The organism is Gilvimarinus sp. 1_MG-2023 (assembly GCF_030548285.1).
Window position 1 is genome coordinate 1 of record NZ_JAUOSC010000002.1, and the last position, 16,341, is coordinate 16,341.

12 protein-coding genes and 1 tRNA gene are annotated in these 16,341 nt (G+C 52.8%); 1 reads left to right on the top strand and 12 read right to left on the bottom strand.

Annotated elements, in window-relative coordinates; all coding sequences use genetic code 11:
- Positions 1 to 148: 148 nt before the first annotated feature.
- From Q4563_RS02955 to rlmE, 7 genes are all read right to left on the bottom strand, one after another.
- Positions 149 to 233, bottom strand: a tRNA-Leu gene (locus tag Q4563_RS02955).
- A 269-nt stretch (positions 234 to 502) separates the two neighbouring features.
- A complete protein-coding gene (gene secG, locus Q4563_RS02960) occupies positions 503 to 886 on the bottom strand; it encodes a preprotein translocase subunit SecG (protein ID WP_303603545.1) in 384 nt (127 codons plus the stop codon).
- Positions 887 to 951: 65 nt separating this feature from the next.
- Positions 952 to 1,722, bottom strand: a complete 771-nt coding sequence (tpiA, locus tag Q4563_RS02965) for a triose-phosphate isomerase (protein ID WP_303603546.1) — start codon at positions 1,720 to 1,722, stop codon at positions 952 to 954.
- Between the two features lie 108 nt (positions 1,723 to 1,830).
- A complete protein-coding gene (gene glmM, locus Q4563_RS02970) occupies positions 1,831 to 3,168 on the bottom strand; it encodes a phosphoglucosamine mutase (RefSeq protein WP_215976130.1) in 1,338 nt (445 codons plus the stop codon).
- Positions 3,165 to 4,043, bottom strand: a complete 879-nt coding sequence (gene folP, locus Q4563_RS02975) for a dihydropteroate synthase (protein ID WP_303603547.1) — start codon at positions 4,041 to 4,043, stop codon at positions 3,165 to 3,167. Before folP ends, glmM begins: the two co-directional genes overlap by 4 nt.
- Positions 4,044 to 4,108: 65 nt before the next feature.
- Positions 4,109 to 6,031 carry an ATP-dependent zinc metalloprotease FtsH gene (ftsH, locus tag Q4563_RS02980; RefSeq protein ID WP_215976138.1) on the bottom strand — a complete coding sequence of 641 codons (1,923 nt, stop codon included), beginning with the start codon at positions 6,029 to 6,031 and terminating at the stop codon, positions 4,109 to 4,111.
- Between the two features lie 176 nt (positions 6,032 to 6,207).
- A complete protein-coding gene (rlmE, locus tag Q4563_RS02985; protein WP_215976131.1) occupies positions 6,208 to 6,828 on the bottom strand; it encodes a 23S rRNA (uridine(2552)-2'-O)-methyltransferase RlmE in 621 nt (206 codons plus the stop codon).
- 107 nt (positions 6,829 to 6,935) lie between these two features.
- On the opposite strand from rlmE, the gene yhbY reads away from it, so the two are divergent.
- On the top strand, positions 6,936 to 7,238 hold the full coding sequence (yhbY, locus tag Q4563_RS02990; RefSeq protein ID WP_215976132.1) for a ribosome assembly RNA-binding protein YhbY: 303 nt from the start codon (positions 6,936 to 6,938) through the stop codon (positions 7,236 to 7,238).
- A gap of 180 nt (positions 7,239 to 7,418) precedes the next feature.
- Here the strand turns inward: yhbY and greA are convergent, their stop codons facing one another.
- From greA to Q4563_RS03015, 5 genes are all read right to left on the bottom strand, one after another.
- Complete coding sequence (greA, locus tag Q4563_RS02995; protein ID WP_215976156.1) at positions 7,419 to 7,895, bottom strand: transcription elongation factor GreA; 477 nt, start codon at positions 7,893 to 7,895, stop codon at positions 7,419 to 7,421.
- On the bottom strand, positions 7,892 to 11,113 hold the full coding sequence (carB, locus tag Q4563_RS03000; protein WP_303603548.1) for a carbamoyl-phosphate synthase large subunit: 3,222 nt from the start codon (positions 11,111 to 11,113) through the stop codon (positions 7,892 to 7,894). Before carB ends, greA begins: the two co-directional genes overlap by 4 nt.
- 65 nt (positions 11,114 to 11,178) lie before the next feature.
- Entirely contained in the window at positions 11,179 to 12,318 is a 1,140-nt protein-coding gene (carA, locus tag Q4563_RS03005) for a glutamine-hydrolyzing carbamoyl-phosphate synthase small subunit (RefSeq protein WP_303603549.1), read from the bottom strand.
- 266 nt (positions 12,319 to 12,584) lie between these two features.
- Positions 12,585 to 14,258: an LTA synthase family protein gene (locus Q4563_RS03010; RefSeq protein ID WP_303603550.1), complete on the bottom strand. Its 1,674-nt coding sequence runs from the start codon at positions 14,256 to 14,258 to the stop codon at positions 12,585 to 12,587.
- Positions 14,259 to 14,415: 157 nt separating this feature from the next.
- Positions 14,416 to 16,335, bottom strand: a complete 1,920-nt coding sequence (locus Q4563_RS03015) for an acyltransferase family protein (protein WP_303603551.1) — start codon at positions 16,333 to 16,335, stop codon at positions 14,416 to 14,418.
- Positions 16,336 to 16,341 lie beyond the last annotated feature (6 nt).

The following is a 16,341-nucleotide window of genomic DNA, read 5'->3' on the forward strand; positions in this document are numbered from 1 at the left end:
ATTTGTCAGGAACAAATTAGGACAGCCCGGCAAGGGCTGGCTCGAAGAGCTGGGGCGCAGGGAAGCGCCCCGTCCACGCCGGACCTCGGTTCGGCCTGGCACACATAAAAAAAGGCTCTTCACTTGCGTGAAGAGCCTTCCTCTTTAATGGTGCCCAAGGCCGGACTTGAACCGGCACGGCTTGCGCCACTACCCCCTCAAGATAGCGTGTCTACCAATTCCACCACTTGGGCAAAGGGGAGATGCATTAAGCATCAAATCTTTCTAAGCGTTTTGTGCGAGAGTCCCGACACGCTACGCGTGGTCGCTACCGGCGGCAACTAACGGCTCCTGCCTATCGTTGCATTTGTGTATCCCTACACATCATCCTCTCACGCGACAAAGCTGGCCCCGTGAGCGCCGCGAACGCTTCGGGTCCTTGCACATCCATGTGCATCGTCTACCCTTCCACCGCTTGGGTGAAGGGGGGATGCATTAAAGCATCAAATTTCTATTTGAAAACTTACTCGGCGGGTACTGCGGGTACGTCGTCGGTGCTTTCTGGTACGTCTACGCTGGGTACATCAGACTGGGCTTCTTCAGCCGCTGTCGGTACGTCGCTCATCGCGGGTGCGGATTCTATCATGGCTGGAATTGCTTCGTCAGGTATATTTGCACTGTTTTTAGCAATGATGGCCAAACCAAAACTGGTGCAGAAAAAGACGAAAGCAAAGATCGCAGTGGCACGGGTGAAGAAGTTACCACTACCTTCACTACCAAATACCGTTTGCGAAGCGCCGCCACCAAAAGACGCACCTGCAGAGGCACCTTTGCCCTGCTGCATTAATATCAAGGCAACAATACCCAGTGCGGTCAGTATATGTACGATTAAAACAATTTTTTCCATTTCTCTGCTCTCTAGTTTGAGCTGTTTTCTATAAACAAGTGAGTTGTATCAATATTCAGTATTTATCACCCAGCCGTATTGGCGTGACGACAAATAGCCAGAAATTCTTCGGCATTTAAAGAGGCGCCACCAAGTAAGGCGCCATCAATATCGGCCAGAGCAAATAATTGTGCTGCGTTATTTGCTTTCACACTACCACCGTAAACAATGGTGAGCTGCTCGCCCCGCTCGCCAAACAGTTGGCGAATATGGGCATGTACTTCGGCGGCCTGTTCTGGGGTGGCAGTTTTACCCGTTCCCACGGCCCAAATAGGCTCATAAGCCAGCACGGCTCTTGCCACCGCATCAATGCCTGCCAGATTTATAACGGCACTTATTTGGGCGGTTATAAAAGCCAATGCATTGCCCGCCGCACGATCTTCGGCGCTTTCCCCAACACACAAAATTGGGATTAAGCCTGCCCGCTGGGCAGCGACAAATTGTAACGCCACAAACTGATCCGTTTCCGCTCGCAAGCGTCGGCGTTCATTATGACCCACAATAACGTATCGGCTATTCACGTCAGCTAGCATAGGACCGGAGACCTCGCCGGTAAAAGCGCCGCTATCGTCCGGGTTTAAGCTTTGCCCACCCCAGGCTATCGCGGAGCCTTGCAGGGCTTCTGCAACCTGTGGCAAATAGATAAATGAGGGGCAAATCGCCACATCAACTTCGGCCAAAGGCTCCCAACCGGCCAGTATATCGGCCAATAGAAGGGTATTTTCCTGTCTCGAACCGTACATTTTCCAGTTACCGACAACTAATCGGCGACGCTGTGCAGTTGATTCGGACGCCATAACATACCCTCCGTTAAGCGGCCGCCAATGGTAGCCGAACACACTAAAAGTTACAACGGGCGTAAAAGCGAAATAACCACCAATTGGGGTAAATTCATCGGTATTTGGTTAACTAAGCGCATCTTCCACAACTGTGGCTAACTCTTGAGCTAAGGTTTTTACTTGCGAACGATCTTCGCCTTCCACCATCACTCGCACCACCGGCTCGGTGCCCGAGGGGCGCAGTAAGACCCGGCCGCGGCCGGCAAGCTTTGCTTCTGTTTCTGTAACGGCGGCCTGAATGGTTTTATCCTGGGCCAAATCTATATTTTTAACCCGATGCACATTCACCATCGTTTGGGGCAACTTCACCATACCTTGCTTGGCGCTGTGCAACGTTTGGTCCATGGTGCTTATCGCCAGCAGTATCTGTAGCGCTGAGATAATACCATCGCCGGTGGTTGTCACATTACCACAGACAATATGCCCGGATGACTCACCGCCCAGTGCCCAGCCATTTTTACGCATGGTTTCAATTACGTAGCGATCGCCAACCTTGGCACGCGCAAATGGTATACCCAGTGCCTGTAGCCCTAGCTCGAAACCGAAGTTACTCATCAAGGTTCCCACCACGCCACTGCAACCGCCGCCGTACTCTTTTTGATAAGCGGCAATAATGTATAACAGCTCGTCACCGTCGACAATTTCGCCTTTATGATCAACAAAAACCAGACGGTCACCATCGCCGTCAAATGCAACCCCCAAATCAGCACCGACCTCCAGCACTCGCTCCTTTAAAGCCTCAGGGCTGGTTGAGCCACAGCTGCGATTGATATTGGTACCGTTGGGTTCGGTGGCGAAAGGAATTACTTTAGCACCCAACTCGGAAAATACCGCAGGGGCAATATGGTAGGTGGCGCCGTGGGCGCAATCGACCACTATATGCATACCGCTTAAATTAAAACCCCAGGGCATGGTGCCTTTGCAAAATTCGATATATCGGCCTGCGGCATCAGTAATGCGTCGCGCTTTGCCCAAACGCTCCGAGGTAACCATGGGTTTTTCCAGTTGGGCCTCAATTGCCTGCTCGATATCATCCGGCAATTTTGTTCCCTGGGCGCTGAAAAACTTGATGCCGTTATCATAGTAAGAATTGTGTGATGCACTGATAACAATGCCGGCCTGCGCCTGAAAAGTACGAGTGAGGTAGGCAATACCCGGCGTGGGCATAGGCCCTAACAAACCGACATCAACACCAGCATTAATAAGCCCGGCCTGCAGTGCAGACTCAAACATATAGCCCGAAATACGAGTATCTTTACCAATAAGAATTAAGCCCGGGCCGTCGTACCTGTCCACCAACACACGCCCTGCCGCCCAACCAAGCTTGAGCATAAAATCAGGGGTAATAGGCATTTCGCCAACGCGGCCGCGAATACCATCGGTACCAAAATACTGTCGACTCATGAGTTGTTATTCTCCATTTGTAATGCTTGGTGCACAGCTAAGACATCGCAGGTTTCCTGCACGTCGTGCACTCGAATAATATGCGCTCCGCGGGCGGCAGACTCTAATGCTAGCGCCAATGAGCCAGGCAAACGCTCACTTATCTCACGCCCCAGCAATTGCCCCAGCATAGACTTACGCGACATGCCCACCAGTAATGGACAACCAAAGTGATGAAAGTGTTCAAGCTCGCGCAATAACGTCAGATTGTGCGCGAGAGATTTGCCGAAGCCAAAACCCGGATCCAACAATAGCTTATCGCGAGCGATCCCAACATCGGCGCACGCCTGTAGTCGCTCGGTAAAAAAATCGTCTACTTCACTAACAACATCGTCGTAACACGGAGCATCTTGCATATTGCCCGGCTCACCGCGCATATGCATAAGACACACTGGCAGTCCTGTCGCAGCGGCTGCTTGCAGTGCGCCGGGTTTGCGCAGGGCGCGCACATCGTTAATCATCGCAGCGCCCACCGCGGCACTATGACGAATGACGGCGGGGCTGCTGGTGTCCACCGAAACCGGTGCCGATAATTTTTGCACAATAGCCTCGACCACCGGCACAACTCGATCCAGCTCTTGTTGCTCACCCACAGGTTTAGCCCCAGGGCGGGTGGATTCACCGCCCACATCAATGATGCTGGCGCCACCGGCCAGCATAGCTTCAGCTCGATGCAGAGCCAAATCGAGAGCGAGCTGATCACTCTGATAGCAGTTGCCACCGTCAGAAAAGGAATCGGGGGTCGTGTTAAGAATACCCATCACGCGCGGGCGCGATAAGTCGATACGGTAAGATGCGGCGGCAAGCTCGCCGGTCAATGCTGAGGCTGGTTTCATGCAGTGTGTTTCTTACTGAAAAAAATAACCCCGCCGCAGCGGGGTTATTGAACAGATCAATTTAATTAGTGATCTTTAGCCGGACCGCCAATAGGACCGGTTTCACCATCTTTTGATTTTTCGGACTTGTCGTCATCGCTAGCGCCGCCATCCATATGGCCGTTAAAGTCACCGTCGTGCCAGTCCCGTGGTGGGCGCACTTTACGACGCGCCATCAAATCGTCAACTTGTTCGGAGTCAATGGTTTCGTACTCCACCAAAGCCGCCTTCATAGCTTCCAGAATATCGCGATTCTCATGCAGTAATTCTTCCGCTCGCTTGTAACAGCGATCGACAATATCGCGCACTTCTTCATCAATGATTTTGGATGTAGCCCCCGAATAATTCGGCGAGCCTGAACCCGGCATCACGCCTTCGTCTTCACCGTAATGCAGCGGACCTAACTTCTCAGACAGCCCCCACTTAGTCACCATATTGCGTGACAGTTCGGTGGCCCGTTCAATGTCATTGGATGCCCCGGTAGTAATACCTTCGTCACCCAGTGTCATTTGTTCGGCGATACGACCGCCAAATAAAGTACAAATTTGCGACTCAATCGCGCGGCGGCTCAAGCTGTATTTGTCTGACTCAGGCAAAAACTGAGTGACACCCAAGGCGCGGCCTCGTGGAATGATGGTGACCTTGTGGATCGGGTCGTGCTCTGGCACTAAGCGCCCGACAATGGCATGTCCGGCCTCGTGAAAGGCGGTGTTTTCCTTTTCTTGCTCGCTCATCACCATGGAGCGGCGCTCGGCCCCCATCATGATTTTATCGCGTGCCTTTTCAAACTCTTCCATGGTTACCAAGCGCTTGTTGGCACGGGCAGCAAACAGGGCCGACTCATTCACCAGATTGGCCAGATCAGCGCCGGAGAAACCTGGAGTACCGCGCGCGATCACCGATGCCTCAACGGTATCGGAAATGGGCACTTTGCGCATATGCACTTTCAGTACCTGTTCGCGGCCGCGAATGTCCGGCAACCCCACGACCACTTGGCGGTCAAAACGACCGGGACGCAGCAGTGCTTTATCGAGCACATCGGGTCGGTTGGTGGCGGCAATCACAATAACGCCTTCGTTGCCTTCAAAACCGTCCATTTCCACCAGCAATTGGTTCAGTGTTTGTTCGCGCTCATCGTGGCCACCGCCGTGGCCGCCGCCACGGTGGCGACCAACCGCATCGATTTCATCGATAAAGATAATGCACGGTGCCTGCTTTTTCGCTTGCTCGAACATATCGCGTACACGAGAGGCACCGACACCGACAAACATTTCGACAAAATCAGAGCCGGAAATAGAAAAGAAAGGCACCTTGGCCTCACCGGCAATGGCTTTGGCCAACAAGGTTTTACCCGTGCCCGGCGGGCCCGCCATTAATACGCCGCGGGGGATTTGGCCACCCAGTCGCTGGAATTTGGTGGGATCGCGCAGGTACTCGACTAGCTCCTGCACCTCTTCTTTGGCCTCATCCACACCCGCCACATCGGCAAAGGTGGTTTTTACTTGATCTTCACCCAGTAGCTTAGCCTTGCTCTTACCAAAGCTCATAGGGCCGCCACGACCGCCACCGGCACCACCTTGCATCTGTTTCATAAAGAACAGGAAAACGGCAATAATAATCAGGATGGGGAAGCTGGCCACCAGCAGCTGGTGCCACAAGCTGGGCTCTTCGCGCGGCAATACGGTGATTTTCACATCGTGATGGCGCAAATCAGGCATTAATTCTTCGTCGCGAATCAGTGGCAAGTTAGTGGAGAATTGCTTGCTGTCGTCCATAACGCCGCGAACCTGCATCTCCTGGATGGTGACTTCGCGCACGCGATCCTGCTCTACTGCCGTGACGAACTCGGAGTAGGTAATGTCATTGGACTGAGTCGGTTGATTAAATCCCTGAAATACGCTGAACAGCACGGCGGCAATAATCAGCCATAAAATCAGGTTTTTGGTCATATCATTCAAGGTTGAACCCTCTTTACATCATCTTTGGGCTCCTATTGAGCCCTTGGGGCGAAACGTCCCCAGCGAAATTCATTCCGCCAATTGTATGAGTATAGCCTTCATGGGCACTGTTTTGAGAATAACAGCGTCATAAAAACCACAGCTTTACCCTTTATAACCCTTGTGCACTAGCCTTTAAAGCCCTTGGCGACGATATAAACTTCGCGTGAACGAGCCCTTGAGGCCTCAGGCTTGCGGGTGACAACCTTGCTAAAAGCGCCACGCACATCGGCCAACCAAGGCTCAAAACCCTCGCCCTGAAAGACTTTGGCGACAAAATTGCCACCGGGTTTCAGTATTTGACTGGCCATATCCAGCGCCAACTCCACCAAATACATGGCCTTGGGCTGATCGACAGCACCTACTCCACTCATATTGGGGGCCATATCGGATATTACAAGGTCTACCGGGGAGCCATCGATGGCGCTCATTAGTGTGTCGAAAACCTCATTTTCGGTAAAATCACCCTGAATAAACTGAACTCCGGCAATGCTATCCATCGCCAGAATATCCGACGCCAGTACCTTGCCGTGATCTCCCACCCGCTGGGCGGCCACCTGCGACCAGCCGCCGGGTGCGGCGCCCAGGTCTACCACGGTCATACCCGACTTAAAGAGTTTGTCTTTTTGATCCAGCTCTACCAGTTTATAACTGGCGCGCGAGCGATAACCGTCGCGCTGGGACTGTTTAACGTACTGGTCGGAGAAATGCTCCTCCAGCCAGCGCTTGCTGCTTTTGGATCGGGCCATAGTAATGTCCTGTCCGAATCTTTCGATGTTGGCTGAGTCGCACAATGCGTTACAATACGCAACCGCCACAAGCGGATACTCATATTGATTGTAAAAGGTACCCTTATATGCCCCTGAGCGCCGATAAACGCAAACAGTTCCGTTCCTTGGGACACAACCTAAAGCCGATTGTCACCGTTGCCGGTAACGGCCTATCGGAGGGGGTGTTGGTCGAGCTGAACCGCGCTCTGGATGACCACGAACTGATTAAGGTCAAGCTGGCACTGATCGAACGCGAAGACCGCTATGAAGTGATCGAAGCGCTAAAAGCCCTGCCGAAAACCGAATTGGTGCAAACCATCGGTAAAGTGGCCCTGCTCTATCGCAAAGCCGCCAAGCCCAACCCAAAACTGTCGAATTTGATGCGCTGAACGCTGAACGCTGAACGCTGAACGCTGAACGCTGAACGCTGAACGCTGAACGCTGAACGCTGAACGCTGAACAATTTTGCTGCCGCGTCACTCGCCTCTGTCAAGGTCTAACGTTGCATCTTGTTTTTACATTCTGCGTACCGCGTTCAGCATTCTGCATCCCGCCGGGGGCTACGCCCCCTAAATATGCTCCACCGAATCAATCTCGTACTCGACGTCACCGCCAGGGGTTTTCACTAACACCACATCCCCTTCTTCTTTGCCGATTAGGGCGCGGGCGATGGGAGAGCTGATTGAGATTTTGTTCTGTTTCACATCCGCCTCATCGTCGCCAACGATACGGTAGGTTTTCTCTTCATCGGTCTCGACATTGACGATAGCAACCGTGGTACCAAAAATTACCTTGCCGGTGTGCGGAATACTTTTCACATCGATCACTTGTGAGTCGGCCAGTTTGCCTTCAATCTCTTGAATACGACCCTCACAGAAGCTTTGTTGTTCACGCGCCGCGTGGTACTCGGCATTTTCTTTAAGATCGCCGTGCTCGCGTGCCTCAGCAATAGCTTCGATAATGCGCGGACGTTGAACTTTCTTCAGCTCTTCTAGCTCGGCGCGCAGGGCATCAGCACCCTCTACCGTCATAGGGTATTTAGTCATTGCGCTGCCTCCTTGTGCAGATCTTGCAAGCGACGAACCTGAATATCTTTTCCTTGCTCCATGGCCATGCACACGGCTTCGCCGCCGGCTAAGGTCGTGGTGTAGTAGACTCTGTGTGCCTCAGCGCTGCGGCGAATAGATGCCGAATCGCGCGTGGCCTGACGGCCCTCGGTGGTATTAATAATCAGATCGATTTCATCGTTCTTAATCATATCGACAATGTGCGGGCGTCCCTCGCCCACTTTATTGACGGTTTCCACCGCCACACCGGCGTCACTCAGCACTTTCGCGGTACCGCGAGTAGCCACCATGGTGAAGCCCAAGCTCAGCAGCTCTTGGCTGACAGCCACGACCCCAGGCTTATCGACATCGCGCACACTGACAAATACTTTGCCGCCGGTAGGCAGTTTGCTGTTGGCGCCCAACTGACTTTTGGCGTAAGCCTCGCCAAAGGTTGCGCCCACACCCATGACCTCACCGGTGGATTTCATCTCGGGGCCCAGAATGGGATCAACTGCGGGGAATTTATTAAACGGGAATACCGCTTCTTTGACGCTGTAATAACTTGGCACAATCTCACTGGTAAAGCCTTGCTCGGCCAGTGAAGTGCCCGCCTGACAGCGCGCAGCAATTTTCGCCAGAGAAACACCCACACATTTGGACACAAACGGCACGGTACGAGAGGCGCGCGGATTGACTTCAATCACATAAATTTTGCCGTCTTGGTAGGCCAATTGAGTATTCATCAAGCCGATCACACCCAGCTCCAGCGCCATGGCTTTAACCTGCTCGCGCATTAAGTCTTGCACGTCAGCGGGCAGCGAGTATGGCGGTAGCGAACAGGCCGAGTCACCGGAGTGCACACCACACTGCTCAATATGCTGCATGATGCCGCCGATAACCACTTGCTCACCGTCGGACACCGCATCAATGTCCACCTCAATGGCAGCGCTCAGGAAGTGATCCAGCAGCACAGGTGCGTCTTCGGACACTTGTACCGCCGAGTGCATATAGGTGCGCAGCTCTTCCTCTTTGTACACAATTTCCATGGCGCGGCCACCCAGTACATAAGATGGGCGAACCACCAGCGGATAGCCGACTTTTTCCGCGCTGATCAGCGCTTCTTCCAGTGAGCGCACAATGGCATTGGGCGGCTGCAACAAGTCCAGCTTTTCAATCATCTGCTGGAAGCGTTCGCGGTCTTCGGCGCGGTCGATGGCATCGGGGCTGGTACCAATAATCGGTACACCTTCGGCCTCCAGGGCGCGGGCCAACTTCAGTGGAGTTTGGCCGCCGAACTGCAAGATCACACCCTTAGGATTTTCTTTTTGCACAATTTCCAGCACGTCTTCGAGGGTAATAGGTTCGAAGTACAAGCGATCGGAAGTGTCGTAATCGGTTGATACGGTCTCGGGGTTACAGTTCACCATAATGGTCTCGTAACCGTCCTCACGCATGGCAAGCGCCGCATGCACACAGCAGTAGTCAAACTCGATACCTTGACCGATACGGTTAGGCCCGCCACCGATAACCAAAATTTTGTCTTTGTCTGTCGGCTCGGCCTCGCACTCTTCATCGTAACTGGAGTACATATACGCGGTAGAGGTGGAGAATTCAGCCGCACAGGTGTCCACGCGCTTGTAGGTCGGGCGGATATTCATGTCGTGACGAGCCGCGCGAACCTTAGCCTCTTTCACCCCAAGCAATAATGCTAAGCGCTTGTCGGAAAAGCCCTTGCGCTTAAGCAGACGTAAATCGTCATAGCTCAGGTCGGCCAGTTTAGCGGCGCGCACTTTTTGCTCCAGCTCAATCAACTCACGGATTTGTTCCAAAAACCAAGGGTCGATACTGGAGGCTTCAAAGACTTCATCTACGCTCATCCCCAGACGGAAGGCATCACCCACATACCAGATACGCTCGGCGCCCGGGGTGTTGAGTTCGCGACGAATGCGCGCGGGGGTTTCCTCGGCGTTTAAGTCCAACTTAGACTCAAACCCGGCTGAGCCCACTTCCAAACCGCGCAGGGCTTTTTGCAGTGACTCTTGCAGGGTACGGCCGATCGCCATCACCTCGCCCACCGATTTCATTTGCGTGGTAAGACGGGCATCGGCGTCACCGAACTTTTCAAAGGTAAAGCGCGGTATTTTAGTGACCACGTAATCGATAGACGGCTCAAATGAGGCCGGTGTGGCACCACCGGTAATGTCGTTTTGCAATTCATCCAAGGTGTAACCTACCGCCAACTTGGCCGCAACCTTAGCGATGGGGAAGCCGGTTGCCTTGGAAGCCAAAGCCGATGAGCGCGATACACGCGGGTTCATCTCGATCACAACCAAACGGCCGTTTTCCGGGTTAACCGCAAACTGCACGTTAGAGCCGCCGGTTTCCACACCGATTTCACGCAGCACCGCCAGCGAGGCGTTACGCATAATTTGCAGTTCTTTATCGGTCAGAGTTTGCGCCGGCGCAACGGTAATGGAGTCGCCGGTGTGTACGCCCATAGGGTCGAAGTTTTCAATCGAGCAAACGATAATGCAATTGTCGGCTTTATCGCGCACCACTTCCATTTCGTACTCTTTCCAACCGAGCAACGACTCGTCGATCAACAGCTCATTGGTGGGCGACAAATCCAGGCCGCGGGTACAAATTTCTTCAAATTCTTCCCAATTGTAGGCGATACCGCCACCGGAGCCGCCCATGGTAAACGACGGGCGAATAATGCAGGGAAAACCAAATTCTTTCGGCACTTTCAGCGCCTCGTCCATGGAGTGGACGATTTTCGCGCGCGCGCACTCAAGGCCAATGCGCTTCATTGCCTTATCAAACAAGTCGCGGTCTTCGGCCATATTAATGGCCTCTTCTTTGGCACCGATCAACTCGACGTTGTACTTCTCTAAGACGCCGTTTTTGGCCAAATCCAACGCGCAGTTCAATGCGGTTTGACCACCCATGGTCGGCAGCACGACATCCGGGCGCTCTTTTTCAATAATTTTGGCAACGGTTTCCCACTCCACCGGCTCAATATAGGTGGCGTCGGCCATAGCCGGGTCGGTCATGATTGTGGCTGGGTTCGAGTTTACCAGAATCACCCGGTAGCCTTCTTCTCGCAGGGCTTTGCAGGCCTGTGCGCCGGAGTAGTCGAACTCACAGGCCTGGCCAATCACAATGGGGCCTGCGCCCAAAATCAAAATGCTGTTAATGTCGGTACGTTTTGGCATGTCTGTCTCGCTTGGCGAATCGGTTTAAAGGTTGCTCGGTGGTTAGACTGGGCTCAGCCCTTGCGTCACCGTTTCGCGTTTTCCATCAACTCTACAAAGTGGTCAAACAGACCATCGGCATCGTGCGGGCCGGGGCTGGCTTCCGGGTGTCCCTGGAAGCTAAAGGCCGGTTTGTCGGTGCGATGAATACCCTGTAAAGAGCCATCGAACAGCGACTTGTGGGTCGCCGTCAAATTAGCCGGCAGGCTCGACTCATCCACCGCAAAGCCGTGGTTTTGCGCCGTGATCATCACCCGGCCAGACTCTAGATCCTGCACCGGGTGATTGCCGCCGTGGTGACCAAACTTCATTTTCGAGGTTTTAGCACCGGAGGCTAGCGCCAGCAGCTGATGCCCCAAACAAATACCGAACACCGGAATGTCGGTTTCGAGAATTTCTTTGATTGCGGCGATGGCATAATCACAGGGCTCCGGGTCGCCCGGACCGTTGGCGAGAAACACGCCATCGGGGTTCATGGCCAAGACTTCGCTGGCGGGGGTTTGCGCCGGCACTACGGTGATGTCGCAGCCGCGATCGGCCAGCATGCGCAGGATATTGCGTTTTACACCATAGTCGTAAGCGACTACCTTAAAAGTGCCCGTCTGTGCATCCGAGTGACCCTCACCCAGCTGCCAGCTGCCTTCGCGCCAGGGGTAAGATGTTTTACAACTCACCTCTTTGGCTAAATCCATGCCTTTAAGGCCCGGGAAGGTCTTGGCCGCTTCCAGGGCTTTGGCTTCATCCACGTCGCCGGCAATAATACAGCCGCTTTGCGCGCCCTTGTCGCGCAACAGGCGGGTCAGACGACGGGTATCGATGTCGGCAATACCCACCACATTCTTGGCCTTGAGGTACTCATCAAGGCTTTGTGTCTGACGGAAGTTGCTGGAGCGGGCCGGCAAGTCGCGGATCACCAACCCTGCCGACCAAATGGTGTCGCACTCTTCGTCTTCCAGCGTGGTGCCGGTATTGCCGATGTGCGGGTAAGTCAGCGTAACGATCTGACGGGCGTAGGAAGGATCGGTCAGAATCTCCTGATAGCCTGTCATGGAGGTATTAAACACCACCTCACCAACGGACAAGCCGTCGGCACCGATGGCAGTACCTTTGAAGACGCTACCGTCTTCAAGGACCAGTAATGCGGGTCTGTGGGGCCCTGTAATCAAGTCAACCTCCTAAAATTTCACTTTCTTTATGCCGAGCGAAGCGACCACACCTGGCGGGTGCGTTAGCGGGGTTACTGCTTCGTCGGAATAATTAAAGCCCGGCCGCAAGTTGCAAAAAAGCGAGATGAAACATCGGGCTTCATCTCGCTTATTTATTCACTGTTCTATGGCGACCACTGGCGCGGCTTGTGGCTAATGCAACTAACCGCGCATTTTAGGCCAAATGAGATGCTTTGTCCAACCAAATTGGACATTTTCGCAACAACTCAGCGGTATAGTTGGCGCGCCCGGAAGTCTCCGAGGGCAGCGCCAACATCAAGCTCCCGCCCTCCCTTAGCCAAGCCGGTGGCCGCCGCCAACTGAGAGTAGTGATCGGTATGCGTCTGACCGGACAACGCCAGAGCCCACAAACCCAACTCATAACTCGCCTCAGGCAGCCAGATGTCGGGCAACTCATAATTGGCAAAGGCCATGGCGGGTGTTTTTTGCTCATAAGGTTTTTTCCCATCCTTAAACTGCAACACCTCAAACATGGGTCTTAAGCCCGGCAAATGATCGCCAAAATAAACTACCAAAGTGGGCCGATCGCGAGCCTCCACAAAGGCTTTGATTTTCTGCATAGCCCGAGCCGAACGCTTGGCATGATAGATATACTGACGCCAGTTATCCAGCAACTTACCTTCTAAGCCCGGCAAAGGCGCTATGGCATCGCGCTCGGCGTTATCGAGTACGTCGCGCTTATCAAACGGCCCGTGCCCTTCCATTGAAATAGTAAAGATAAATTGCGGCTGCTCGGCTTGAGCCAATAACTGCACTACGCTATCTGCGAGCGAATCATCCGAAGGCCAGATTCCGTCTTTGTCGATGTGGGTCATATTTTGGCTGGCAATAAAACGCTCGAAACCAAGCAGAGGCAAAGCGCGATTGCGCTGCCAGAAACCGGCCTTATGCGGATGTATTGCTGTGGTGTTATAGCCCTGCTCGGCTAGCGTCCAGCCGATAGAGTTGAACTCGTCGTGCACCACGGCCGCATACGGAAAGCTCTGAGTGCCCAAGGAATGAAAAGGTATACCGGTCAATACCTCGAATTCTGTGCGGGTGGTATTGCCGCCAAAAGTCGGCACCGCGAGAGCGGTGACCAACGAGTCCCGACTCAGCTCGCAGTACTCGGGTACAAACTGGCAAGTGTCCACACCTTGCAGTATCGCCGGATCAAAAAAGCTCTCCGCCAACCAAAGCACAATATCGGGCTTTACTTGCTCAACCTCTAACGGCTGATCCAAGCCATACTGCGCTACTAATTTACCGACCTGCTTATTGTCGTATGGCGGCAAGGTAAAGTGGGCGACCCGGGCACTGGTTACCAACGAAGCTATCAACCCTTGCTTGAGGGCGAGCTCGCTGACAATCCAAGGCTTGGCGCCGTGGGCTGTGTCTGAATAAAGCGAATCGACGCTTTTTTCAGCCTGCGCCAGATAGGTAAAACCTAATAAAGAAACACCCAGCAATGACCAGGATACCGCGTGACGCATAGGCCTCTCGTAATAAAGACCGATGCCAATTAGCATCAACACCAATGCGAACGCGACATAAAACCAAACACTGATGTATTTAGAAGCTAGGGTCCACGCCGACAGCGCTTGCTCAATCAGAAAAATATCGGGGAAAGTCACCGGCTCCCCCAAGTGGCTAACTTTGGCGGCATTGGCGGCAAAAACCATAAACATCAATGCCAGCGCTAAAATGAGGGCGACCAACGGACGGCGCGTCAAGCCCAGCGCAGCCAGGTAAGCCAAGCTAACCGGCAGTATGTTGGCCGTCAATTTAAGCCCGCTTTCGCCCCACGCCACCGAACCATCAACCAGCACAACACTGACCGCTAACAGCAACAAAGCACAAGCGATAAAACCACAACGATAAAACAAGTGCGACTTTCGCAACAACACAAGACTCCTTTCTCACAAGAAATAATTTGGAAGGCGTAACAATAGAACGCGCGCAGCGCGCGACGGGGACACTTTAACTTAACTTGAGAGCGGGAATTGTAACGAATTTGTAACAATAAAAACAGAGTACAGGCGCACAGAGCGCGCCCTATTAAAGCTGATTGTGTGGCACTAGTATTTCATCCACCGAACGATAACGCTCGCGCAACTTCTCACCCAACACCACCGCAAAGCCAAAACTTAAGTGATGTTTATCATAGGCGAAAGGCTCACGACCAGCATAGGCCGAGCAACTTGATTCATTACACATTAAATCGAACTTATTAACGTAGTATACATCGGCAAGTGCCGTTATAGCCCGATAATTTTCTTCTTGCCGATGGCGGACTTCGGTCGCGCGTGAGTAGGAAATATACTCAGAATTGCTGCAAGCCTGTAAATTTTGCTCAGCTTCTATGTAATAGGAGCAATCCTGCTTAAGGTTAAGATATCCGCCTAACAGAATAACTTGGATCTCGGGGTTATGGCGCAGAATTTGTGCAACAACCTGAAACTCAATCGCCTTATTGCGGGCAAAAGGTTTGTTGGAACTCAGTACAATGTAATCTAAACGGCGGGAAAATTCTGGTGAGGCGAGTTGCTGCAGTCGTTTTACGCACTGCCGATCATCAGGCATCGAGGCATCAATATTTTTTATAAATTCCTCGCAACCGTTAACCGTGCCAAAGGAAATAATATTGTGCTGCTCATTAGCGTAGGCTGTGCGCCAAATATTATAACCGTCCGGTTCGTGTGAATTACCAAATACAAAGGTTTGGGTAGACGCCTCTAAGTGACAGCGACCAGAATTATCTAGAGTCAGCAGGTTGCAACCATCAGCCAACCACTTAAAGCGCCGACTCTTGCCCTCACTGATCGCCTCAGGTGTTAGCGTTTGCGGCTTTCCTAAAGGGTTGCCGTGTGTCATCCAGGTAACAGCGCACACACTGAGCGTGACCAATAATAAGCCAGCCGATACAGGCCCAAGTCGATAGAACCTTCCCGCGCCGCCATAGCGAAACGGTTGCTCAACGAGGCGCCAACTGATAGCCCCCAGCCCCAGCGACAAACCGAATAATAACCACTTTGTGGTTAGATTTACCCCTCCTACACTGAGATATAGCGTAAGCACAATCAGCGGCCAGTGCACCAAGTAAGCCGAGTAGGAAATTTTGCCGATAAACACCACCACCGGGTTCTGCAACAGCCAACGAGTTGACATCACACTGCCCGATAATATGAGCATCATAGCGCCGAGTGCTGGCAACAAAGCGGCTACGCCGGGGAATGCGGTATCTTTCGAGAAAAGTACAAAACTAAAACCAACCGCAACCAGGCCCAGCACCGACAATACATTACGCACCAATACAGGTAGCATTCGCAGCGGACAATAAACAGCCAAAGCACCGATAACAAACTCGAAGGTTCGAAGCGGCATCCAATAAAACGCGGTGGACGCCTTTCCCATTGCCAAAAACCACTGACTGGCCAATAGAGACACCGCTCCAATCAATAGTAAGAAGAGCAGCCGCAATGCAACCGACTGGATTCGCAGCAGGGCCAACAGTAACGCTGGCCAAATTAAATAAAACTGTTCTTCAACGCTCAGTGACCAAGTGTGCAACAAGGGTTTTAAATGCGCATCCAGGTCAAAATAGCCAGATTCAAACCAAAATAAAATATTGGAGACAGACAGCAAGGAGGCTACTGCGGCCTTTACCGTCATCAATAAGTGTTCGGGCGTCAGAATAAACACCGAGGCCGCCAATGTGGCCAACACCGTTACCATCAGTGCCGGGGCCAATCGCTTAAAGCGCCGCGCGTAAAAGCGTTTAAAGGAGAATCGCTCTGCCGCTATATCTCGCTGAATATTGGCGGTAATTAAAAATCCGGAGATGACAAAAAACACATCAACCCCGGCATAACCACCGGTTAACCAGCTCGCATCGATATGGAAGAGTATGACCCCTAATACCGCAAGCGCACGCAGGCCGTCTATTTCGGGGCGATAGTCTATATGTTTAGGCAGCACAGTTTA